General features: G+C 35.6%; 18 protein-coding genes and 1 pseudogene. 7 read left to right on the top strand and 12 right to left on the bottom strand.

What is annotated here, in order from left to right:
- Positions 1-43 precede the first annotated feature (43 nt).
- The 4 genes from QM017_RS00280 to QM017_RS00265 form a co-directional block, all read right to left on the bottom strand.
- A complete protein-coding gene (locus QM017_RS00280) occupies positions 44-1,075 on the bottom strand; it encodes a beta-eliminating lyase-related protein (protein WP_282708453.1) in 1,032 nt (343 codons plus the stop codon).
- A gap of 110 nt (positions 1,076-1,185) precedes the next feature.
- Positions 1,186-2,451 carry a glycoside hydrolase family 125 protein gene (locus QM017_RS00275; RefSeq protein ID WP_178196709.1) on the bottom strand — a complete coding sequence of 422 codons (1,266 nt, stop codon included), beginning with the start codon at positions 2,449-2,451 and terminating at the stop codon, positions 1,186-1,188.
- A gap of 25 nt (positions 2,452-2,476) precedes the next feature.
- Positions 2,477-5,086, bottom strand: a complete 2,610-nt coding sequence (locus QM017_RS00270; protein WP_282708452.1) for a glycoside hydrolase family 38 C-terminal domain-containing protein — start codon at positions 5,084-5,086, stop codon at positions 2,477-2,479.
- A 20-nt stretch (positions 5,087-5,106) separates the two neighbouring features.
- A complete protein-coding gene (locus QM017_RS00265) occupies positions 5,107-6,438 on the bottom strand; it encodes a PTS transporter subunit EIIC (protein ID WP_282708450.1) in 1,332 nt (443 codons plus the stop codon).
- A gap of 165 nt (positions 6,439-6,603) precedes the next feature.
- Here QM017_RS00265 and QM017_RS00260 point away from each other — a divergent pair, with 165 nt between their 5' ends.
- From QM017_RS00260 to QM017_RS00250, 3 genes are read left to right on the top strand one after another with little or no spacing between them, the layout of a single operon-like run.
- On the top strand, positions 6,604-7,317 hold the full coding sequence (locus QM017_RS00260; protein WP_282708449.1) for a GntR family transcriptional regulator: 714 nt from the start codon (positions 6,604-6,606) through the stop codon (positions 7,315-7,317).
- A 21-nt stretch (positions 7,318-7,338) separates the two neighbouring features.
- A complete protein-coding gene (locus QM017_RS00255) occupies positions 7,339-8,715 on the top strand; it encodes a glycoside hydrolase family 1 protein (protein ID WP_282708448.1) in 1,377 nt (458 codons plus the stop codon).
- An 18-nt stretch (positions 8,716-8,733) separates the two neighbouring features.
- The gene (locus tag QM017_RS00250) at positions 8,734-9,591 is read left to right on the top strand and encodes an ROK family protein (RefSeq protein ID WP_282708446.1); all 858 of its coding nucleotides are present in this window, start codon (positions 8,734-8,736) and stop codon (positions 9,589-9,591) included.
- A 222-nt stretch (positions 9,592-9,813) separates the two neighbouring features.
- Here the strand turns inward: QM017_RS00250 and lacD are convergent, their stop codons facing one another.
- From lacD to pfkB, 3 genes are read right to left on the bottom strand one after another with little or no spacing between them, the layout of a single operon-like run.
- Positions 9,814-10,833, bottom strand: a complete 1,020-nt coding sequence (gene lacD, locus QM017_RS00245) for a tagatose-bisphosphate aldolase (RefSeq protein ID WP_282708444.1) — start codon at positions 10,831-10,833, stop codon at positions 9,814-9,816.
- A gap of 14 nt (positions 10,834-10,847) precedes the next feature.
- Positions 10,848-12,767 carry a fructose-specific PTS transporter subunit EIIC gene (locus tag QM017_RS00240; protein ID WP_282708442.1) on the bottom strand — a complete coding sequence of 640 codons (1,920 nt, stop codon included), beginning with the start codon at positions 12,765-12,767 and terminating at the stop codon, positions 10,848-10,850.
- A 5-nt stretch (positions 12,768-12,772) separates the two neighbouring features.
- The gene (pfkB, locus tag QM017_RS00235; protein WP_282708441.1) at positions 12,773-13,696 is read right to left on the bottom strand and encodes a 1-phosphofructokinase; all 924 of its coding nucleotides are present in this window, start codon (positions 13,694-13,696) and stop codon (positions 12,773-12,775) included.
- Positions 13,697-13,833: 137 nt separating this feature from the next.
- On the opposite strand from pfkB, the gene QM017_RS00230 reads away from it, so the two are divergent.
- A complete protein-coding gene (locus tag QM017_RS00230) occupies positions 13,834-14,583 on the top strand; it encodes a MurR/RpiR family transcriptional regulator (RefSeq protein WP_282708439.1) in 750 nt (249 codons plus the stop codon).
- 172 nt (positions 14,584-14,755) lie between these two features.
- Here the strand turns inward: QM017_RS00230 and tnpA are convergent.
- The 3 genes and pseudogenes from tnpA to QM017_RS00215 all read right to left on the bottom strand — a co-directional run.
- Positions 14,756-14,965 (bottom strand): annotated as a pseudogene (gene tnpA, locus QM017_RS00225) (IS200/IS605 family transposase); the annotation flags it as partial.
- Positions 14,966-15,363: 398 nt separating this feature from the next.
- A complete protein-coding gene (locus tag QM017_RS00220) occupies positions 15,364-15,657 on the bottom strand; it encodes a hypothetical protein (protein WP_282708438.1) in 294 nt (97 codons plus the stop codon).
- Positions 15,658-15,797: 140 nt separating this feature from the next.
- Positions 15,798-16,217, bottom strand: a complete 420-nt coding sequence (locus tag QM017_RS00215; protein ID WP_282708437.1) for a sulfatase-like hydrolase/transferase — start codon at positions 16,215-16,217, stop codon at positions 15,798-15,800.
- A gap of 2 nt (positions 16,218-16,219) precedes the next feature.
- Between QM017_RS00215 and QM017_RS00210 the strand changes: the two genes are divergently transcribed.
- Together QM017_RS00210 and QM017_RS00205 are read left to right on the top strand one after the other, a co-directional pair.
- On the top strand, positions 16,220-16,348 hold the full coding sequence (locus QM017_RS00210; protein WP_282708436.1) for a hypothetical protein: 129 nt from the start codon (positions 16,220-16,222) through the stop codon (positions 16,346-16,348).
- A gap of 10 nt (positions 16,349-16,358) precedes the next feature.
- Positions 16,359-17,219, top strand: a complete 861-nt coding sequence (locus QM017_RS00205; protein WP_282708435.1) for an IS3 family transposase — start codon at positions 16,359-16,361, stop codon at positions 17,217-17,219.
- Between the two features lie 62 nt (positions 17,220-17,281).
- On the opposite strand, the gene QM017_RS00200 is transcribed toward QM017_RS00205, so the two are convergent.
- Both QM017_RS00200 and QM017_RS00195 read right to left on the bottom strand, forming a co-directional pair.
- Positions 17,282-18,805, bottom strand: a complete 1,524-nt coding sequence (locus QM017_RS00200) for a ClC family H(+)/Cl(-) exchange transporter (protein WP_282708433.1) — start codon at positions 18,803-18,805, stop codon at positions 17,282-17,284.
- 660 nt (positions 18,806-19,465) lie between these two features.
- Positions 19,466-19,771 carry a bacteriocin immunity protein gene (locus QM017_RS00195; RefSeq protein WP_282708432.1) on the bottom strand — a complete coding sequence of 102 codons (306 nt, stop codon included), beginning with the start codon at positions 19,769-19,771 and terminating at the stop codon, positions 19,466-19,468.
- A gap of 861 nt (positions 19,772-20,632) precedes the next feature.
- Here QM017_RS00195 and QM017_RS00190 point away from each other — a divergent pair.
- Positions 20,633-23,608 carry a beta-N-acetylglucosaminidase domain-containing protein gene (locus tag QM017_RS00190; protein WP_282708431.1) on the top strand — a complete coding sequence of 992 codons (2,976 nt, stop codon included), beginning with the start codon at positions 20,633-20,635 and terminating at the stop codon, positions 23,606-23,608.
- The last annotated feature ends 224 nt before the right edge of the window (positions 23,609-23,832 follow it).

The following is a 23,832-nucleotide window of genomic DNA, read 5'->3' as shown; positions in this document are numbered from 1 at the left end:
AAGACGTTTCATCATGATTTTTACATCACGATGAAACGTTTTTTTACAATAACGACAGTAATTTCCTAATATCTTCTTGTTTTGTTGCCCAACTTGTCATGAAACGAACTACAACTCTTTGTTCATCTAAAATCTTAGGTGTTTTAAAATGAACGTGTTTAGCCAAACGCTGGGCTTTTTTCTTGTCTATGATAACAAAAACTTGATTAGTAGGTGAATCTAAACAAAGTTGATAATTTTTTTGTTTTAAACCTTCCTTAAGTAAGGATGCTGCTTGTACGCCTTTTTTGCTCAATTCAAAATACAAACGATCAGTTGCAAATAATGTATCAAATTGAACTCCTAATAAACGGCTCTTAACCAATAATGTCGCATGTTGTTTAATCAATAAATTGAAATTGGCAGGTAAATTATGCTTAGTAAAAATAAGCGCCTCACCACATAATGCACCAATGCGTGTCGCACCGATATAAAAAACATCACATAAACGCGCAATATCTGCTAAACTCACATCATTTTGCGAACTCATCAATCCATATCCTAAGCGTGCTCCGCCTAAGTATAACGGCAATTGATATTGATGGCATAGACTAGCAATTTGAGTCAATTCATCTAAGCTGTATAATGTTCCACATTCTGTTGGTTGCGAAACATATACCATCCCCGGCTCAACTAACTGCTCATAACTAGTAGTTTGCGAAAAAAAGTTATCCAAATATACACGTAAAGCTTCAATATCAATCTTACCTTTATTTTGTTTAATTGGTAAAACCTTATGGCCAGTAAAATCAACTGCACTTGCATCTGGCGCCACAATTCGATCGATATCTGCCGCAATTACTCCTTGATAAGTTTTAAGTAAGGTATTTACGACAATCTTTGTAACCTGAATACCATCCATCAAAAAATAAACTTCGGCACTCGGACATTGGCATAAGACCTTTATTTTTTCGGCCGCTCGCGCCGAATAACGATCACTACCATACGCCAACATTTGTTGCTCATTCGTCTCACATAGACGTTTTAAAATCTGTTTGTGTGCCCCTTCTGAATAATCATTTTCAAATGATAGCATGATGGCCCTCTTTTCTAATAGTTAAATTATTTTTTAGAATATACTAGCAAAATATTTCACAAAATGCCAATAAAAAGGCTACAATCCTAAAAAAGATTGTAGCCTTTAATTTATTTACAAATTTCCAATGCTAACTGACAAAATGTCATATTTGACCAAGAGAACCATTCACGTGTATATTGAGTCGGATCATCGACTTGAACACTTTCATGGCATTGTTTTGTTTGATTATCACTCATTGCGATTGCTTGTAATTTAGCGGCTTTGACTAACACATCTGGCGTTGTCAAACCTTCCATCGCTAAACTAACAGGCCAAACATAATGCTCAGGTGTATGCGAACTACCAATGCCTTCTAAAATCTTACCACTGTAATAATAAGGATTTTGCGCACTTAAAATGAATTGGCGTGTCGCTTGGTACAACTCGTCATCGCTAGTAAGATAACCTAAAAATGGCAAGGATAACAAACTTGGCACATTGGCATCATCCATTAAATTCACATTGCCTAAACCATCGACTTCATAGGCATAAATTTGTTGGCCATTTTCCAAAGTTACGATTGCAAAATCTTTGATACCTTGTTCTACTGCAGCAATCAAGCGTTCGATGCGTTGCTTTAAATCCACCAAATCTGCTGGAATCAAAGTCAAAAGTGGCCGTAAAACACTAATTGCATACATGTTACTTGGAACATGATAGCCATATTCACACGCATCATCACTTGGTCTAAAGCCACACCAAATCATCCCAGTATAACCAACCGGTGTTCCACGCCCATCGTTTACCAACGTATCGGTCGCCGGACAATCAACACGTTTGAAATAATATGGTGACGTTTCGTGATGTTGTTCTGTTTCAAAGGTATCCATGATCAATGCCACGGTTTGCCAAAATTCATCATCAAACAAAGCTGTTTCACCGGTCTTTTGATGATATTTAAGTGCTAGAAAAATTGGTGCACAAAGCGAATCAATCTCAAATTTACGTTCCCACACTAAATCAGATACCGCAATATCAGTTTCATCATCACTCCAGTGTGCACCACTAGCCGTTTGGTTAAAAGCATTAGCATACGGATCGTGTTGTACGTAGCGCAATTCCAATTTTAAAACACCCAAGATGATTTCTTTTAATTCAGGAATTTCATCTAAAACTTCTAAATAAGGTAACACTTGGAAAGTCGCATCACGGAGCCACATTGCTGGAATATCACCAGTTGCTACAAAATAAGTGTCATCTGGTCCTTTTTCAGTTGCGTTTTTAATTGCATCGCTAAAAATATTATGAAACATTTCTGTACTACGTTTACTTGGCAAAGTTTTTTGTGCCGCATATTCATCGAGTTTTTGAGCCACTTTTGTTATCTCAATCATCTGGTTATCTCCAATCTTTATTCTACTAACCTAATGGATAGATTCCATAGGTTTGAATCTCTCCGGGAGCAAAGTCTGGTAATTCAAAACACTCAACTTCTGTCGCTAAGTTTTTGCGCACTTCATGGTTTAAATTCAAAGCACTCACATTGCTTGTTTGAGCTAATTGCAAATGCCCTGGATTCTTTAACATTTCCTTGCTTGGATTATATAACCGAATCACTAGACCACTGTAGTCACTTGTCACACTAAATGAGCTGATGACTAACCCCGTAGCTTTGACTTCACATAATGGATAGTGTTGTAAAGCAGTTGGATTCTCATTAATCATAAAATACTGAATTGGGGTTGTAAAGCGGTTTACGGCTTGATTTTGGTAGCCTAACGTCCCAACCGCGAGTTGACGGTGTCTTGCTTGTAAAATAGTTGGCATATAGCTTTCATCCAAGCAAATCCCACCTTTAAAAGTATGCACACCATTTAATTGACTATCTGGAGTTGGTACATATTTAGTCTGTAAACCAGAGGCATCTCCTGGACGTCGCTTGGTATCAGGACGTCCCAAGAATCCAACTCCACGTAACATCGTAATGGCTAACTTATCAAATTTTTCGCCAATTACTTCAAAGTCTTTTTGCCCTAGACCGATAAACGACCAACTCTTAACATCATCATGTACGTTAGCAAAATGAATCATCGGACGCAGCGCTGTTGGTTCTTCATGATAACCAATCTCTTGCCAATCATTCAAATGCATATCCATAACTGGACGCTTGATTGTCCCAAACGGTGTATCGGCATAACTAAACTTAGCTAAAACATTAGTATTTAAAACTAAACGCAATCGATGATCTAAAACAGTATTGTCAATTTCAAACTCAAAGCCAATCGTCTTATCACCTTTATTTAAGGTTAGATGCAAGCAGTAATCAACCTTAGTTTGTGCTACTTTAGCAGCACGTTGCTTCAAATCATAAGGTAGCTGCCAGCTTCCATTAATAGTTAATTGACTGCTAAATTTACCCGCTAAAGCTTGGACACTAACGTTTTTAAGGTCTAATGTTAAAATCCAATCTTCAAACGCTGGCGAATAATCATAGGTATCGCCTTCATCTCCACCATCTTCAAAGTTCAAAAAGTCAGCATATACTTGATTTGTCGCCTTATCAAACAACTCTAAGCCACCATTGGTATAGTTTATCGTGTAAAACTCATTTTCAATCAATGTTGCATTTTGGCGTGTTAACATTTGTGTTGGTTCTTGAACCACCTTAAACCCAATCCAATCGGTTGCTGGAAGCGTCGTTTCAAGCGCAATTGTTGTTTCATAAAAAATATCTGCCACCATTTGACTAACATCACGTCGTGTAACAGCTGCATCAATTTTTTCTTGTTGTAAAACTTCAAAAACAACTTCTTTGCCATGCACATCGGATAACTTAAATGTTTCACTGCGCGTATTTACTTTAAATGTTAAAACTTGTTTTTGTGCAACTGGTTGGGGATTCCAAAAGAACAAGTCCAAATCAGCAGGTACCTTACTACTTAATTTACGTAAAAGGTAATCACGCAAGGAATTAGCCAATTGTAACGCATTGACAGCACGGTTAAAAATATCTTTGTTGGTTTCATCACTGTTACATCCACCAGATGAATCATGTGCTTGCCCACGGACAATGGTCTTCCAAATTTCATCAACAATACCAAATTTCTGTTCAATTCCATGATATTGTGCCATCGTCATTAAAGGTTCAACAACGTATGTCATTACACGTTCTAATTCATCATAAATACACTTCAAATCAACACGTGAAGAGTAAATTCCTCGATGAATTTTAGAAGCACTAGGATCAACGAACTCCCCACTATAAATTGGCAAATCTTGATTTTTAGCTAATTGTTCAAAGTATTGTGGATAGGTGCTTTCAACTAATTGATAGTCATTTTGACTTGCATTTGCCAATGCTAAACGCTGCTTAAGATTGAAATCAACAGGTCTTTGGTCGCCACCCACCGGAACAACTAAATCATCAACGTCCGTATCCGTGCTGATTTTCGTTAACAAAGCATTAAAATCATCAGATTCGACTAATTCGATCCCTGCGTAATAGCCGTTTTTAATGTTAGCAGCCAAGACTTTTGAGCCATCTTCACAGGTCCAATAGAAGTAACGCGCATTTTTTTCTTTAGGCATACCACGCCAAAAGACGGTTGCTGTAATATCAAAGCCATTATAAATCTTAGGCATATCCTGGCCTTGACCAAATGAATCTGGTAAATATCCTAACTTAGTTACGCCACCTAAATCACTAGCTAGCTTATGGCCTAATTGTAAATTACGCACAATAGCTTCACCTGAAGTTACCATTTCATCAATTTGCGTATACCAAGGTCCAATGTATAGGCGCTTAGCCTTAACAAATTTAACTAAAAGCTCTCTTTTATCTGGTTGAGCATTCAAATAATCATCGATAATCGACATTTGTCCATCTAATAAATAATAATCCAATCGATTTTGCTCTAAAGCTCTAAAAACCTCATCCATATGATAAGCAAATTGAATCTGTGCATTTTGGCGTGTAAAATACCATTCGAAATCCCAGTGTGTATGTGCAATAACATGTACTTTTTTCATTGTTTAACTCTCTTTTCTAATTAAACTAAACCTTGTTGATGAGCTAATTGACGTTCATTTCTTTGGTTAATAATCACAAATGGTGAATAAATCAAAACGTCTAAAATTACTAAGACTAACGTTAAAATAACTGGACTTATATGGAATGCCCCTAAAATCCATGTACTCAAGAAAATTGGTTCATTTCCTGAATTCAAAACAACCAATGGAACAACCCAACCAATAGAAGTAACAACATAAGCGATAATCGCATTTAACAACGGAACAACAATCCAAGGAATAAACATAATTGGATTTAGCACAATTGGTAACCCAAAGATAACAGGTTCATTGATACCAAAACATCCTGGAACCAAGGCTAATTTAGCAATTTCTCGTTCTTTTTCGCCTTTTTTAGTGAAGATTAACATCGCAATAATCAAACCAAATGTAGCACCCGAACCACCTATCATCGCATAAACATTAGTCATTGTATTAGGTGAAATTGAGATACCGGCAAAACTTTGTGTTTCCGCAAATTTAGAGACATTTTGCAAGAACAATGGTAACCAAAAGGCTGACATTACGCCCCATACGATATTAAAACCATGTAAACCTAAGAACCATAAAATTTGTTCAATTAAAATGACAACAATGATTGCAGGCAAGCCCGTTCCGACTACCAATAAAGGATCAATTAAAATCTTAGAAATCATTTGAATCAAAGAAGCATAGCCTAAAGATTGAATGATGATACGAATCACACCAAAAATCAATAGTACTTCAGCGATTGGAATCAAAGCAAAAAATGAATCAAAAACATTTTGTGGCACGCTATCTGGCATTTTAAACGTAAATTTAGAACGACTAAATGCTGCAAATAAAGCTACCGCAATCATTCCAACGATTAAGGCTGTAAACATTCCTTCATAACTAAAGAAACTTGTCGCAAATCCTTCAATTACCTTGGCTTTATTGTCTAAATAATTAACATTGTTTGGCACCATTACAAAATAAGCTGATAAAGCTAATAAAGTTGCAATGATAGGATTTAAATTTTTATTCTTATCTTTTCGTTTTAATTCTACTGCATATGAATAAGCTGAAGATAAAACAACAATTAAACCAACGATTCCTAATGTCGCAGTTCCGATATAACCAAATAAATTGCTAGTATTGATTACCCAGGCATTTTGAATGTCTTTAGCTTTAATAAGTGCATCTAGTTGCATCTTGATAAGATTGGAAAAAGATCCAACTACTGTAAACGGAATTGTACGCACAAAAGCATTTTTTATCGCTTGTAAAATTAAGTTGTTTTGAACCCATGTCGATGCTTTCAACAATGGTGCTTGAAGTTTGTTAATATTCATGTAAAACTCTCCTAAAACAATTTTTTGTAATCAAACGCTTTCTTACATTTGGCATTATACGCATATCTCGAAAATTTGTAAAGTCTTTTTTATAAAATGATAATACAAATTTTGACAGTGTGGTATAATTTGTTTAGACGTTATAATTTAGAAAGGATGACTGATATGTACCGTTATCGCGAAATTTATTCGGACATTAGAAAAGATATCTTAACTAATCACTATCGTTCCGGTCAGCCCTTACCCACTCAAGAAGAACTGATTGCCAAATATAATGTCAGCCGATTGACACTTAAAAAAGCCCTCCAGCTCCTGAGCAATGAAGGACTAATTTACAGTAAACAAGGGGCTGGGACATATGTTAGAGTGCGGCTTGGAGATGCTACCGATGAAATGTTACCCCTTGATTCACCAGTAGGGGTTGTTTATTCTCATCGCGATCAAGATATCAAAAGTAAGATCTTGCATTTTGATGCTCGTTTACCCGATGAAACCGAACAAAGAAACCTTAACATCAATAAGACTCAACCTGTTTATGAAATCAAGCGTGTCCGCTTTATCAATCAAGAATATTACAGCTATGAGCATACCTTGATGCCAACCGAGATTGCGCCACTTGATAAGGAGATTCTCAAAGGCTCACTTTATGATTACTTAGGTAGTGTGGCCAAATTACAGCTAACCGATGCGCGGCGCATCGTTTATGCCCAAGGCGCTAGCCCAGAAGTTGCGGCGGCGTTAAATATCGCGCCTAATAGTCCGGTGCTTGTCATCGAACAAACGGCTTATGATCAAACGGGCCGCCCGTTTGAATATTCAAAATCTTACTTTATCAACGATCACTCTAAATTCGTCTTAGACGTTCATCGTCAACTTTAATCCATGAAAGAAGGTCTTTTTATGACAAAAACATTTCCTAAAAACTTCTTGTGGGGTGCAGCTACTTCTGCCCCTCAAACAGAAGGTCATAGCTTATTAAACGGCAAATCCGCTTCAACTTGGGATTATTGGTTTGAAATTGCGCCAGAAAAATTCAACGAAAATCAAGGTCCCAAAGATACATCTAATGTTTATGAAATGTATCGCCAAGATTGTCAAAGAATGCAAGATATTGGTTTAAATTCCCTGAGAACATCGATTTCTTGGACACGCCTTTTACCTGATGGCAAAAACTTAAACCAAGAAGCGGTCAAGTTTTACCGTGACTACTTTACTTGTATGTTAGATCATGGCGTTAAGCCTATCATCAATCTTTTCCACTTTGATATGCCAATGTGGCTGATGCAAAAAGGTGGTTGGGAAAGTCGCAAAGCAGTTGATGCCTTTGCTTTTTATGCTAAGACAGCCTTTGAACAATTTGGTGATTTAGTCAAAATGTGGACAACTTTTAACGAGCCCATGGTCCATGTCGAATGTGGTTACTTGTATCAATTCCACTATCCTGCCATCGTTGACTTTAAAAAAGCAGTCCAAGTTGGCTATCACACTTTAATGGCCCATGTTTGTGCAGTTAAAGCCTTTCGCCAAACAATTACCGATGGACAAATTGGCATTATCTTAAATATTTCACCTGCTTATGCGCGCAGTGACAGCCCCCAAGATTTGGCAGCTAAACAAGCCGCTGATTTATTAAACACTCAAAGTTTCTTAGACCCTGCTGTCAAAGGTGAGATTCCACAAGAATTGATTGATTTGGTCAAACTCCATGAATTAACGCCACAAGTTTTACCCGAAGATAAGGCCTTGATCAAGGCATATACCGTTGATTTTATCGGCTTAAACTACTATCAACCCCGCCGTGTCAAGGCACCTAGTCAGCCACTAACACCTGCTAAGATGCCCGAAAACTTATATGAACCTTATGATTGGCCAGAAAAGAAAATCAACCCATACCGTGGTTGGGAAATCTATCCACAAGCCATTTATGACGTGGCCATCATGATGAAAGAACAATACAACAACATTCCTTGGTATGTCAGCGAAAATGGGATGGGCGTGGCCGATGAAGAACGCTTCTTAAATGCAGATGGCATGATTGAAGATGATTATCGCATCGAATTTATGCAAGACCACCTGGAATATTTGTACAAAGGTATTCAAGCCGGCAGTAACTGTTTTGGTTACCACAGTTGGACTTTTGTCGATTGTTGGTCTTGGTTAAACGGTTATCGCAATCGCTACGGCTTTTATCGCGTTGATTTAGATAACAATTTTGAACGCAGCATCAAAAAGAGTGGCTTATGGTTTAAAGAAGTCGCACATAACAATGGTTTTTAATTAAAGGAGGAATCTAATATGTTAGCTGTTTTTGATATTGGTGGAACTTTTGTCAAATGTGGATTATTTGATGACGGAAAGATCAGTCATCAAGCTAAATTTCCAACGCCTAAAACTTTTGAAGAAATGCTTAGTCAAATGAAAAGTGTCCTTGACAGCTATGATGAAACTATCACCGGAGTAGCTTTAAGTGCTCCTGGGACTGTCAACGCCAAAAAACGTGTTATTGAAGGACTAAGTGCCGTTCCTTATATTCATCAACGACCAATTTTTGATGAATTTGAAGCAGCCTTTGGTTTACCGGTTGCCATCGAAAATGATGCCAATTGTGCCGGAATTTGTGAAATGAAAAGTGGGGCTGGTCAAGGCTATCAAAACGCGGCCTTTGTCGTCTTAGGGACCGGTGTAGGTGGAGCCGTCTTTATCAACGGTCAAATCTATAAAGGCTCACATCTTTTTGGTGGCGAATTTGGCTTGATGAAAAACCGCCAAGAAACTAATTTAAGTGGCAACGGAACAGTTGTTAAGGCGGCCGCTAAATATGCCAATCTTAGTGGGCGGGAAGTTTCAGGTATCGAGTTATTTGAACTTGAAGCTAACGGCGATACTTTAGCTCATGAAGTTTTAGAAGAAATGTATCAAAATATTGCTAACTTGATTTACAACCTGCAAGTTAGTCTTGATCCAGAAATTATTATTTTAGGTGGTGGCGTCTCTGCTCGCAGTGAACTTCCTGAAAAAATTCGGGGTTACCTCAAGCAAACATTAGAACAAGAATTAATTCCTGAAGTCATGCCAGAAATCGTTTGTTGTTATTATCAAAACGATGCCAACTTACTAGGCGCGGCTTACAACTTTTTAGACCAAAATAAATAATAAAAACTAACTTACTCATCCATCCATAAAAGAGGCTGAAAAATCAGCTTCAATATAAAATAAAGACCCACGTCAAAAAAATTTGGCGTGGGTCTTTTCGGGCTCTATAATTTTTAGAACTGATGGAATCTTTATTGGTCCTAATTTTTTTGTAAAAAACAAAAAAAGCTCTCCTCACTGGAAAACCCAGTAAAGAGAGCTCAAAAATCAAAATTAATAACTTTAATCTTGGGTGACTACTTCATCGATCCGATTTGACAAAGAGCCACTTTTATCTAACCATGAATGAGCTGTCTTTTCTAAGACTGTATTTAATTCTTCAATGTTGGCCTTACCTTGTGTTTGGCACCATTCGATAGCTGCTTGTTCACCTTTAGTTGCGAATGGTTCGATACTATGACGCCAGGTTGCACGACCACATAATACTCCATTGAAGCTTGAGCCTGCTTCAGCCGCAAATAATAAGGTGTCTTGGAATAATTTTGCTGAAACCCCTGCACTCAAGAAGATAAATGGTACGTTGTTAGTTGCTTCATCTTGAGCTTTGAAGTAATCAAGCGCTTCTTGGCGGCTGTAAACTACTTCATTTTCGCCATTGAAGCCTTCCACATATTCCATGTTAACCGGCACTTCTACCTTCAACACATCAACATTGTAGCGGTCTTTGGCAAATTCTTTAACCATTTCATTAACCTTGTGTGGTTTTACTTTGGCATATTCTTTGCTCTTGGTATCTTCGATTTCTGTGTCATATGACATTAATTCCAAGAAGAATGGAATGTCTTCTGCCAAACATTCATCTCCAATGCGTTCAACAAAGGCTTGTTTGCGTTCGTTGATTTTAGCATCTTCATCCACATCATAATACAACATGAATTTAATCGCATCAGCACCGGCTTCTTTAAGACGTTTTACTGACCAATCAGCCAACAAATCAGGCATGCGTCCTGGTTCGGTCACATCATAACCTGTCTTTTCATATGCTGCTAATAAGCCACAATTTTCATGGCGAATCGCTGCTGCTGGCAAGCCATATTCTGGATCAAGTAAGATTGCAGAAGCATATGGTGTCAATTCACGTGAAATTACTTTTTTAAATTCAACGATATCTTCTTCGTTTGCTTCCTTGTTAGCAGCTGCCGCTAACATTTTCTTTAGAGAGCCACGTTGGTCAATCGCTAAAGCTGCGATAACTCCATTTTCATTTGACATTTTCTTTAAAGCTTCAATTTTGTTTGACATAATTCTCACTCCAGTTATCTTGAATATTTGAAAAATAATTTTTTAATTTCATTACTCGTGTGCGCATGTTTTAACTCTGTTACAAAATTTTGATTCATTAGAAGCTTAGCCATATTTGATAAATATTTTAAATGATCTTTACTTCCATTTTCAGGAATTAAAAAAGAAATTATTGTATCTACGAGTGAGCCATCTAGAGAATCCCATTTAATTGGGTGATTTAATTTTACAATCAATATTTTTGCATCTTTGATAGTTTCATCTTGTGCATGTGGAATTGCAATTCCTTGCTCCATTCCTGTTGAGCTTTCTTTTTCTCTAATGATATATTTTTCATATACTTTTTCAGCATTATTAGCTATCCCATTTTCGACAGATAAATTAGCTAAATACTTTAATACATCATCTTTATCTTTTAAATCAACATCAACAAAAATATTATTTTCTTCTAAAATACTTGTTGGTTCAAATGATTGTATATTTTCTTTTATTTGTGTGTTATCTTCATTTTGAATAGTATTCTCATTCTTATACTCTTTCTTCAACTTGCGATTAGCAATTATTGCCAATAAAATTCCAGATATAAATGCACCAATTAGAATATAAACTACCCATAAAAATGGATGATTTACTAATGGAAGAATTATAAATCCTCCATGAGGGGCTGGAACTTCAATTTTTGATATATAAGTTAGTACAGAAGCTACCGCTGAACCAACCATAAAAGCTGGAATATTTAATAATGGATTTTTAGCTGCAAAAGGAATTGCTCCTTCTGTAATATGAGTTGAACCTAAAAGAAAATTAACATATCCAGCACTACGTTCATCTTTTGTATATGCTTTAGGCTTTAACAATACAGCAAATCCTGTAGCCAAAGGTGGTGCAATACATGCTGCAGATACACCAGCCATAAAATAATAGTTTCCTTGTGCCAATAAAGCTGTACCTGTTAAATAAGCAGCTTTATTAATTGGACCACCAAAGTCAAACGCACACATTGCTCCTACAATAATACCTAGGACAACTGGACTTGCATCTTGCATATTTTTCAAAAAATCCATCATACCTAAATTTAAAGCTTTCATTGGAGTAGTAATCAATAACATTAACATACCCGCAATTAATACACCCAATACTGGATATAAAAAGATTGCCTTTAATCCTCTAAATTCTTTATCAGGTAATGGTGCCAATATTTTTTGTAATACAAGAACAACTCCGCCTGCAATGTAGCCACCAACAATTGCTCCCAAAAATCCTGCACCACCATTATATGCCAACATTCCTGCTGCAAATCCAACAACTAAACCCGATCTTTTAGCAATAGCCTCACCAATATATGCGGCTAATACTGGAACCATTAAATTCATTGTTGTTGAGCCAATGGTATTTAACATATAAGCTAGTTGATTATATTGGTCACTCTTTGGATCCGCTGAGTAAATTCCCCAGAAAAAGGAGATTGCAACTAATACACCACCAGCAACAACAAGAGGTAACATATGTGAAACACCATTCATTAAAGAAGTATATATTTTATTAATTATTGACTGATTATTATTTTTTTCTTCTTCTTTCGTCACAACTTCTTGATTAGTTATAGAACTTTTAAAAATCGGCGTATTAGCATCTAAGGCCTCAACAATTAAAGCTTTCGCATCTTTTATAGCCTTAGCAACTGGAACTATCACCACTTTTTTACCAGAAAATCTATCTATATCTACATCAATATCAGCAGCAACAATAACTGCTTTTGCCTGTTTAATCTCTTCATCAGATAATGTATTTTCAATTCCTGTTTGACCATGTGTTTCAACTTTTATAGTTAATCCTTCATCCTGGGCAGCTTTTTCTAGTGCTTCTTGCGCCATATAAGTATGCGCTACTCCAGTTGCACATCCAGTTGCGGCAATAAGATCATAATATTTCATATTTTTCAGCTCCTTAAAATTTCTATTTGCTTCTCTAAATTTTCTAAATTCTTAAAATCTGTTAACCATTCTTGCGTTGCAGTATCACTTCCAGCAGCAATACTATATTTTAAGTTACTTAAAATTGGTTTTTTCTCTACCATTCCAGCAATAAAAGTTGCAAGTAATGTATCTCCTGCTCCTGCTGTATTTAACGGTACTATCTTCGGTGCATTTCCATAGTATATTTTATCTTTCGAAATAAACACTGCCCCTTGGGAACCTAGACTCAACAAAACATTCTTAGCCCCACGAAAAACAAGTTCCTGTGCTAAATTAATTAACTCATCTCGAGTAATTTCTTTACCAATATCAAACCAAGATTTTAATTCTTCATCATTAGGCTTAATAAGCAAAGGATGATATTTCAAGATATTTAATACAGAATGATAACTGGTATCTACTATTAATTCTGCATTTCTTCTCGTAACAGTTTTAGCAATATCTTCTAAAAAATTTTCAGATATTCCCTTAGAAAAACTTCCAGAGATGCAAACTATATCTTTTTCATTAACAGATTCTAATAATTTTAGAAATTTAATTTGGGAGTCTTGATTAACAACTGGTCCAGGATTTACTAATTTATATTCCGCCCCATTAGACACAACATTTGTAAATACGTTAATCCTAGTAATTCCATTAGTTTCTATAAATTTATTTTCTATATTTCTCTTAGTTAACTCATCTTCAATATACTTTAATGTAAAGCCTGCTCCTATTCCCAAAGCTGTTGTCGGGACTCCTAATTTATTAAGTACAAAAGAAACATTAACTCCTTTACCATTTGGTTGAATATCATAACTAGTTGTTCTATTAACTACATCTTTGTATAATGTATTTGTATTAATAAATAAGTCGATTGCGGGATTTAAAGTAACCGTATAAATCATATTATCAAGTCCTTTAGCTTTATTTTACATCTATAATTGTATACGTTTTTTTATGTAACGATTTTACAAATCATCCCTTTTATTCCTCTTTTTATGTAAAGGCTTTACATATTATCACACAAAGGAGATTTTATTTAATGAACACTAATTTAAGTACTGCCGAACTCCATCTATGGCAAATAGTAGAAGATAATCCAAAATTAGTTGCTGATATGTCAATCATTCAACTTAGCCAATTTGCAAATGTTTCAACCGCAACTATTGTTCGGACATTAAAAAAAATGGGATACTCTGGTTATACAGCTTATAGAGAACAAGTTCGGCAAAATATTGGTCATAGTTTTACATATAATGTATTGAACGATGCAGACAAACAAATCAAAAATGTAATTTTAAAAAACGAAATTGAATTACGAAATACTCTAAAAAATCTAGATTATGGAACAATTGAAGATAGTATTTTAGCTGTAAAACAAGCATCTTTAGTTTATGTCTTCGCTAGAGGACTTTCTACATCCTTGGCACGAGAACTGCAAATTAAATTACAATTAATGGGGAAATATACCGAACTTTACGATGATCCCAATATTATTAAAATATTATCTAAAAAAATAACTCATGATTGTCTTGTTATTTTTATCTCTCTTAATGGTGAAACTAAGGAGTTATTATATGCTGCAAAGAATTTAGAAAAAAAAGATATTCCAAAAATTATTTTTACAACTAATAATACTGGGACCTTAGTAAACTTTGCTGATTTTTTATTTTTAGGCTATAAATCAAAAAAAAATTATTTTCCAGAATTTGAAGTCTCTTCACGGTTACCTCTACAAGTTATGGTTAGAATCTTTTTAGATGCCTATGCTGTTAGAAATCAACATAAATAAAGGGGGTGAAAAAATAAGCTTCAATGCAAACCACCCGTCAAACTGGTGGTTTGCATTGAGGCTATAAGCCTCTATTACTAGCCAGCGTCTCAGAGGTGTTTGTATCACTTTCTAACCCTTAAAAGGGTCATTAGTTATCAATTTATCTATCACCATATCATGTTTTTTATGCTCTTGAATATCCCATAAATTGAGGCACACTAAGTTTTAGTGGAATACTTACTAAGATATGAACATGATCTGGCATCAAATGTCCTTCAATTATCTCTACTCCTTTATAACTACATAATCTTCGAAAGATTTCAATTAAGCTTCCTCGATATTGATTATAAATAATTTTTCTTCTATATTTAGGAGCAAAGATGATGTGATATTTACACATCCATTTTGTTTGGGATAAACTATTTGTTTTATTTGCCGCTTTAATCTCTTCCTTTCATTTATAATATGGCCTGAACACCTATATTGTAATGTAAAAGAAGAGATTTTTTGTATAATAATTCCCCCCGCATAGCAGGTGGGTTTTTGTTTCGCACGATGCTCGTGCTCAACTAGGTCTAAAGACATAATAAAGGCCCACGTCAAAAAAATTTGGCGTGGGTCTTTTCGGGCTCTATAATTTTTAGGACTGATAGAATTTCTATTGGTCCTAATTTTTTATAAAAAAACAAAAAAAGCTCTCTTCACTGGAAAACTCAGTAAAGAGAGCTCAAAAATCAAAATTAATAACTTTAATCTTGGGTGACTACTTCATCAATCCGATATGACAAATAGCCGCTTTTATTCAAACATATGCTGTTTAATCGGGCGATACACATTTTGGCCATCGCCTTTAGCGCCGGCTAGTTTTAATTGACCTGAGCCACTAACCGCTTCACGTGTTCCATCGATTGCTGGATCGGCGTAACGGTTGAACCAAGCAATCATTTTTTGATATAAGGTTTTAATTTCTGCTTGATATTGCTTAGCATCAATCAAGTTAACTTCTTCTTGTGGATCACTACTTAGATCATAGAATTCATCTGGACCATAAGGGAAACGTTTGACTAACTTAAAGCGTTCATTTCTAATCATACGTGTTGCCCCATATTCATCAAAGATAATCGTATCTTCGGGTTCATCGCAGACAACATCATTTTCGATTACTAGCCGTAAAGATTTACCTGGTAAATCTTTATCTTGTAACTTAGTTGTTGGTAATTGTAAATAGTCTACTAGCGTTGGAAAAATATCATAGTGACTACGATTATTTCCAAGGTATCTTCATAAACACCTAATTGTTTTAACTTAGCAATGATTTTACCGATCCCTTCATCCATTGCACTAATTGCTGCATAATAACCAGTCAAATATTCACGGCGTTTTTGTTCGTCGCTTGGAACCGGACAAGAAGCAACTTGCCATGGATGATTTGGTAAATCTGGGGTTGATTCAAACGGACAATCCGCATATAAATCACGATATTTAGCCGGATGTTGCTCTTTTTCCCAAGGTGAGTGTGGTGCCGTATAGGTCACATTTAAATAATGTGGTTGCCCATCAGTAAATTCATCCAAATAAGCGAGTGCCTTATCGGTGATTAAATGCGTAACATACTCATCTTTAAAAGAAAGGTCGAAAATCCAGGAGCCCAACTATGAAAAAAAGAGATATGCAAAAACCAAGAAAACTTGAAAAAAGCGAATATGAAGAGCTCATTCGGTTAAGAGCCGAAAATGAATATATTAAGACCAAAATTGCAGTGATAAAAAAAGGATCGCCTTGAGGCACGAAAAGTGGGCTGCGCAACTCAAGGCCAAAAAGCAGCGCTCATCAAAGAACTCCGGGAAGAAGGATATCAATTAAAGTATCTTTTAAAAGCCATGCGAATGGCTAGATCTACCTATTATTTTGAGATAAATAAAGTTGATGTTGTAAAAGTTAGAAACAAGGGATTGATGGCTAAGATTCAAGAAATATTTGAACGCAACAAAAGTAGATATGACGTGCGTAGAGTGCACAAAAAACTAGTGAATTGTGGATATAATGTAAATCATAAACGAGTTCAACGTCTTATGCATAATATGAACTTGTTAGGAAAAACACCAAAACGTAGTTATCATTCTTATAAAGGTAAAGTCGGAAAAAGCACAGATAATATCGTAGATAGAGATTTCAGCACACCTGCACCATTACAAAAATGGGCTACAGATGTATCGCAGTTTAGTTTTTCATGGGGAAAGTGTTATATTTCTCCAATTCTAGATATGAATACAAATGAGATTATTTCCTATGATTTGTCGTTAAATCCAAACTTAGAACAAATTAAACGAATGCTTGATATGGCCTTTAAAAAATTCCCATCTATAGAAGGACTAATATTGCATTCTGATCAAGGATGGCAGTATCAGCACGCGTATTTCAGAAATACCTTAAAAGGATTATTCAATCGATGTCACGGAAAGGCAACTGTTATGATAATTGTGTCATGGAGACTTTCTTTGGAAGGCTTAAAAATGAGGTCTTTTATGGATATGAAAAAGATCACAGCTCATTTAATTATTAGTAAATATATCGATTACTATAACAATCAAAGGATTCAATCCAAAGTAAAATGGATGCCTCCTGTAAAATACAGGGAAGCATCCATAGGATAATTTATTAAATTTTAACGTGTCCAGAAAACTGGGTACGCATCAAAAAAACTAGTGGGGTATTTTTATTTTAATTTTTCAATTTCATTTTTTAACCAAGCTCGATTTTCATGGGCAATTGCAAAAACTAAGGTATCACCACTGCGAATTACCGTATCACCATGTGGTAATTGTTCATTTTCACCACGCCGAATTGCCACTAATAAACACTCTTTAGGCCAAGCAATATCACGAACTTGCTTATCTTGGAGATATGAATCAACAAAGACCGGAACTTCAAGGCGATCATGATAAGTTCCGACACATTGTTTAACCTGTGGTCGTAATTTTTGGAGCATAGCTTCATAAATTGGTTCGCCATCAAGCAAATCAACCACGGCATAAGCAACTAGTGAAACAACTGCTAAAGGTAATAAGTGTTTAAGTGAACCGACCATTTCTGTCACCAATAAGATGGCTGTAAATGGCGCTTTCCCAATTCCTGCAAAATAACCTGCCATCGCATAGATAATAAAATTAACCAGCAAATAAGCTGGCATTAGCTGCCAAAGATTTAGACCATTAAAGACTAAAGCTCCTAGTAAGGCCCCCAAAGTTAAGATTGGCAAAAAGATACCCCCAGGTAAGCCTGAACCATAAGATAAAGTCGAAAAAAGCAAGCGTAAAACAAAATAACCTAAGATAACTTTTAACGTCCATGAACTATGGGCAGTTAGAACAATTAAACTATTGCCTCCCCCCAAAGTTTGTGGCCAAAAATAGCCAACAAAAATCACCAAAACAAACGGAACAACTGAATAATAAGGTTCCTTTAAGAAGTTTAACCGTTGATAAAAACTCGGCATATTAAGTGTTAAATATTGATACAAATAGCCCAATAGTCCTAAAACAAGTCCCAGTAAAATCAAATATGGATAATACTGAACTGGAAAAACATGGCTAGCTGTTAAATCTAAAATTGGGTCTAATCCAAAAAAATTTGAAGAAACCCAACTGGCTGCTAGCGCTGAACTTAAGGCTGTCGTCCATACAAGTGGTGAAAAGTTATGGTAAACTTCTTCTAAAACAAATAATGTAGCTGCAATCGGTGCATTAAATGCGGCTGCTAATCCAGCAGATGCACCCCCGGCTAACAAAACTCGCTGGCCAGTACCTTGTTGCTTAGTAACTTGAGCCACACCTTGACCAAGCATCGCTCCTAATTGGATAGAAGGACCTTCACGCCCTAAAAACAAGCCGGACCCAATCGCTAAAATTCCACCAACAAATTTTTTCCAAAAAACACTCCACCAATTAACTTCGAGTGAACCTTCAAGTTGCCCTTCAACTTGTGGAATACCTGAGCCTTTGATATTTGGATCACTTTTGATCAATAAACCACATAAATAACAGCACAAAAGCATCACCACTAGCCAAACACCAAGTAACCAAGGCTGCGTATGCATCTGCTGATATAAGCCTTTAACTAAAATTAGACTTTTTTCAATCACAAACCTAAAGATACTAACAACAATCCCGACTAAACTTCCAACAAATAGACCTTTTAAAATAAAGATAAAACGTGTCGAGTTGAGTCGTAAACGTTCCATTAAATTCCCCATGATAACTTACCTAACTTTGCTTTTAATATCTCAAACTTACCGCTAAGTGAAATTAAAGTCAATTCATATTTTTAATAAAAAGTAAAAACATGAATATTAAAACATTAAACTGGCTTAACTATGGCTTTCGTAGTTTTTTCAATATGCAGTGGCGAATTTTTCTAATTAATTAGAAATCTCACACTAGGTTGATTTTTCGTATGCGTCAATTATGAATAGCTAATTTCATTTTTCGGGAATCCATACAAAAAACAGAGCAACTCTTCTTCGGAAAAGTTGCTCTATAAACGGCCATTTTGCTTTTTAAAGTAGTCACCATTTAAAAGTCTGTTTTCTTTGTCGGTATCCAGATTGCTATTATAAGAAAAAATCCCATAATATAACTTAGCCAAGATATATTAAAAGGTACACTGAACATAAAAATCACCGCTAATAACGTCTGAACTATCTTAAAGTTAATTACTTTCATTGAAATTCAACTCCCCCAAAAATTACTAATTATCCTGCAACATTTATCTTCGCCAATTACATTTTATTATAATTTTAGCATTCCAAATCGCCTCTAAAACGTTAACATATTAATGTTTCTTTGCCATTTTTGGCATGTAACAAGTTGCAAAAAAAGACTTTGCTTATCTAAGTCCTTTTTTATCTGAAAATCATATTCATCATAAGCAATCCACGAGCCCAGTTTGATTTTAATTCTCCGTAATAAGCGATCTTTTTACTAAATTCGCTAACTTCAAAACTCATTTTTTTATTGTTTGATAAATTTTTAACTGCTAACTGTTGTAATTCACCACCTAATTTCATCAATTCATTTTGGAAATCAGCCTTAGCCCCGACATTGTTTTTGAAATTCACGAGAATTACACGTTCGTCTTGCTGGACATTCTTGTTTAAAATGAGATTATATACCTCGTCTATAATTTCTTTTTCTGTTATTTTAGCCATCTAATCGCCCCTATATCTTGGATTAAAGTAATTTCTTGCACCTGATCCAATCATTACATTGGCTCCATTTAATACAAGCTTACAGTAACCTGAATGTGCAAAAGCACTATTATTAATAGTACCAGTAACTAAACTAATCAAAACTTGTTAAAACCATTTTAGCGCTTCTTTTTTTCTGATTATAACAGATTTATTTCTCAATAGTTCTAGAATAATTAATTTTATGAGTTGTAACTACATTCGGTTATTTTGTTTTTTGATAGCAAATTTTATTTTAGTTTCTAAGAAGACAACAGTATTCAAGTAACTTTACTCCCTTCTACAAGTTTAGAGGTCAAAGCATCTTTCTAAAGTTTAAACCTCTCATATGGGTAATCACACATATTTGCGGTATTTGGATAAAAAATTCAATTATCCTCTTGTAATAAATGATTTAACCGGTTACAATAATAACATGATATAAACTAGAGAGTTTCGTATATGGAACTGCAGGAAACCGTCCTTTTTAGGGCGGTTTTTTGTTTTAAAAAACTATCAGTAAAACTTGGCTTACCAGGTTTTATAAAGCTTAAGTTACCTCAAAGAAGCACCCGTTTCTCCTTCGTCAAAAAATTATGGGGAAAAATCCAAATAGCTAACATAATATGCCTAGAAAAATAGTTAACGCGCAATCTCCATTTTAAGAACCTTAATTTAACCAGCAAACAGCACAAACATTAAGTTCGTGCTGTTTTTTTATACCAAAAAATTTGTTATATTAACTTTCAAAAGTTGATATAACACAAAAGAAAACGCTTGCATAACAAACTGGTTAAAAATAAAATAAAGACGTATTTATTTACAGATGAAAGGGGCTTTACTATGCAGAATAAAAAAACACATTACAAAATGTATAAATCAGGGAAAAAATGGGTATTCATGGGGATTACCACAGTCAGTTTAGTCACAGTTTTAGGTGCCACTACACATCCTGCCAAAGCTGATAATGTCAACCATTCTACACCAAGTGTCTTAGCCACAAAGAATACCGATCAAACAGTATCGATTCAAAGTAGTTTAGATGCTGTCAATAAAGAGTTAGCCAATAAAATTATAGTCCTACTAAAGGAAAATAATATCTCGTTTAACCAAATTAGTATAGGTACAGCTGATGATCAAACCACCAGTGACTTGGTTGGACAGTTAAACGGTAACTCAGTTAACAATTTGAAAGACAACGGTTATTTAATCAAATCTGGTACAATCAATAATCAAACTGCCTTAGCAATTCAAGGTAAGGATGCTACCGGTTTGTTTTATGCACTTAACCAAGTCATCACGACAATTAACGACAAACAAAGTGTCACCAACCTAGCCGTTTATGAATCTCCTCAAATGAGCATCCGCGGTGTTATCGAAGGTTTTTATGGCCAACCTTGGTCTAATCAAGCCCGCAAAGACATGTTTAAATTCATGGGCCAACATCGCATGAACACCTATATTTATTCACCTAAAGATGACACTTATCTGCGTGAAAACTGGCGTAAACCATATCCACAAGATAAGTTAAATGAAATCAAGGAACTCGTAGATGAAGCTAAGAAAAACCACGTAGAGTTCGTTTATGCCTTATCGCCAGGTAATGATATTACCTACTCTAGTACAGCCGATTATCAAGCAACAATTGATAAATTTGACCAATTACGTTCAATTGGTGTTTCCCAATTTTATATCGCCTTAGACGATATCAATCCAGTCATCAACGACACGGATGCCGCCGTCTTCCCGGCTCATAGCACACCAAACTATCCAAACAATAGTTGGTCGCCTTTAGCCGATGCTCAAGCCTATTATTTAAACAAGGTTCAACAAGAATATGTTGAAAAAAATAATCTGCCGGCTTTATGGTTAGTGCCTACCAACTATAGTGGTTCGGCACAAGATCCATTTAAAGAAGCACAAGGACTTGCCTTAGATAAAGATATCCATATTCAGTGGACAGGTGAAGGCGTCTTTTCAGATAAAATAACAGCAGACTCTATTAATAAGGCCAAAGAAACTTATCACACAGATAAATTGTTCATTTGGGATAACTTCCCGGTTAACGACTCTAATCAAGATCGCTTATACCTCAATCCCGTAGTCGGTCGTGCTGATGATTTGTACCAAACAACCGAAGGATTCACTTCTAATCCAATGATTGAACCATACGCCTCTTGGATTGGTATTGGTAGTTACGCTGATTATATGTGGAACTCATCGACATATAATCCTCAAACATCTCTAAACAATGTTTTAGCAGAAATTGCTGGTAACGATTCGACAGTCCTTGATAGTTTAAAGGCCTTTGCTGATTTAAACCAATATTGGGATCATGGCTCAGCCGATGAACAAACCAAAGCTCCAATTCTCTCAAGTCTCGTTACGGCTTATCAAAAGTCTTCTCCAGGTAGCGACTTACATGCACAAGCTTTGGCAAATCTCAAGGCTCAACTTACCAAGATTGCACAAGCATCAGTTACATTACAACACTTAGCAATACCTGGTTTTTACAACGATGCTTTACCTTGGATTAATGCAGCTTCACATTGGGCTAAAGCAAGTTTAGCAAATATTGAAATTACAGAGGCCCTTCAAAGCGCAAATCCAGTCAACCTTGACACACTTGGTTCAAACTTGGTTACACTAAAATCAGAGATCGCACAAGCTAAAGTTAAAGCTATTGTAGATGGACGTACAGATAGCAGTGAACCTGCGATTGTTCCAAGCGTTGGTGACGGTGTTTTTGAAACGTTAACCAATCTCAATGGTGATTTTAACAACTTAGATTCATGGTTTGGTTTTACACCACTTAAAGTCACAAATAATAAATATACGGGCACGGCTAGCACACAAATTCCAGTTTATCAAAATAATGGTGTTGCTAACATAACAGATGACAGTGACACTTCACTATTTTGGAGCTCACGTAACACCGCTAAAGGCGATACTATTACATTAAAACTAACTAAACCACAACAAATTGCAAGTATCGTATTAAAACAAGGTGACACTGATACTGCAACATCTGGTGATATGTTCACAGATGCTACTGTTTATATTGGCAACAAAGAAGACGGTAGTGACAAACAAGCAGTTGGCCATATTGCATCTAGCGGCTTAGCTCAAGTTGATTTAAGTACCCCTGTTACTGGACAATACGTCTTTATAGTAGCAAATAGTGACTCATCTTCTTGGCTAAAAATACGTGATTTATCGGTCTATGGAACTTCTAATTTCAAACTCACAAACTCTTCAAGTTCTGATGGTAAATCTATCCAAACTCTCTTTGATGGTTCACTTACTACCGACTTTACAGCCAAAATAAATGACACATCCAAGAGTGCAACTATCGAGCAAGTTAGCGATACACCAGTAACTAATGCTAACTCACTTGTTTTAGTTGGTAAAGCTAAAGGAACACTTTATGTTCGTAGCAATGGCACTTGGCAAAAAGTAGGTAAAACCGATGGTAGCAAACAAATCAATGAATTTGGTTTGACTAACTCTCAAAGTAAAAATAAAGCAGCAACTGGTTTTGATGGTATTCGTCTCGTTTTAGATCCGGGAAGCCAAAATGTTGTCTTAAGCGAGTTAAACTTTAGTACCAAGACAGCTCCAGTATATTCGGAAGACACTAATAAAAATCCTGAAACGCCTAGTGATAAGCCAACGAACACCAATAAGAACACCAATAAGAATACCAATACTAAAAAAGACGGTAATCTTCCACAAACAGGTGAGCAAGTATCCATTCTTGCTAGTCTAGCCGGCTTATTCTTAGCAGGTCTAGCAGTATTAGGCTTTAAGAAACACTAAGCTTCAAAATAATTCTATAAAGGTCAAAAAGAACAATCTTGTTCTTTTTGGCTTTTTTTATATACAAAAAACCCGTGATTGGGGAAAATCACGGGAAAAAAAGGAGTATTATGTTTTCGAAGTTTAAGGGGATTTCTACTTCGTTTATTTAATAACTATTTTCAGGGGAGAAAGTAGTTCAGCCTGTCCTTTCAGGCTATGATTATATATTAGCCTAACATTGT

Source organism: Ligilactobacillus sp. Marseille-Q7487, from assembly GCF_949152225.1.
GTDB lineage: Bacteria > Bacillota > Bacilli > Lactobacillales > Lactobacillaceae > Ligilactobacillus.
The sequence above is the reverse complement of the archived record's forward strand: the minus strand, read 5'-3'. Positions and strand labels throughout refer to the sequence as shown.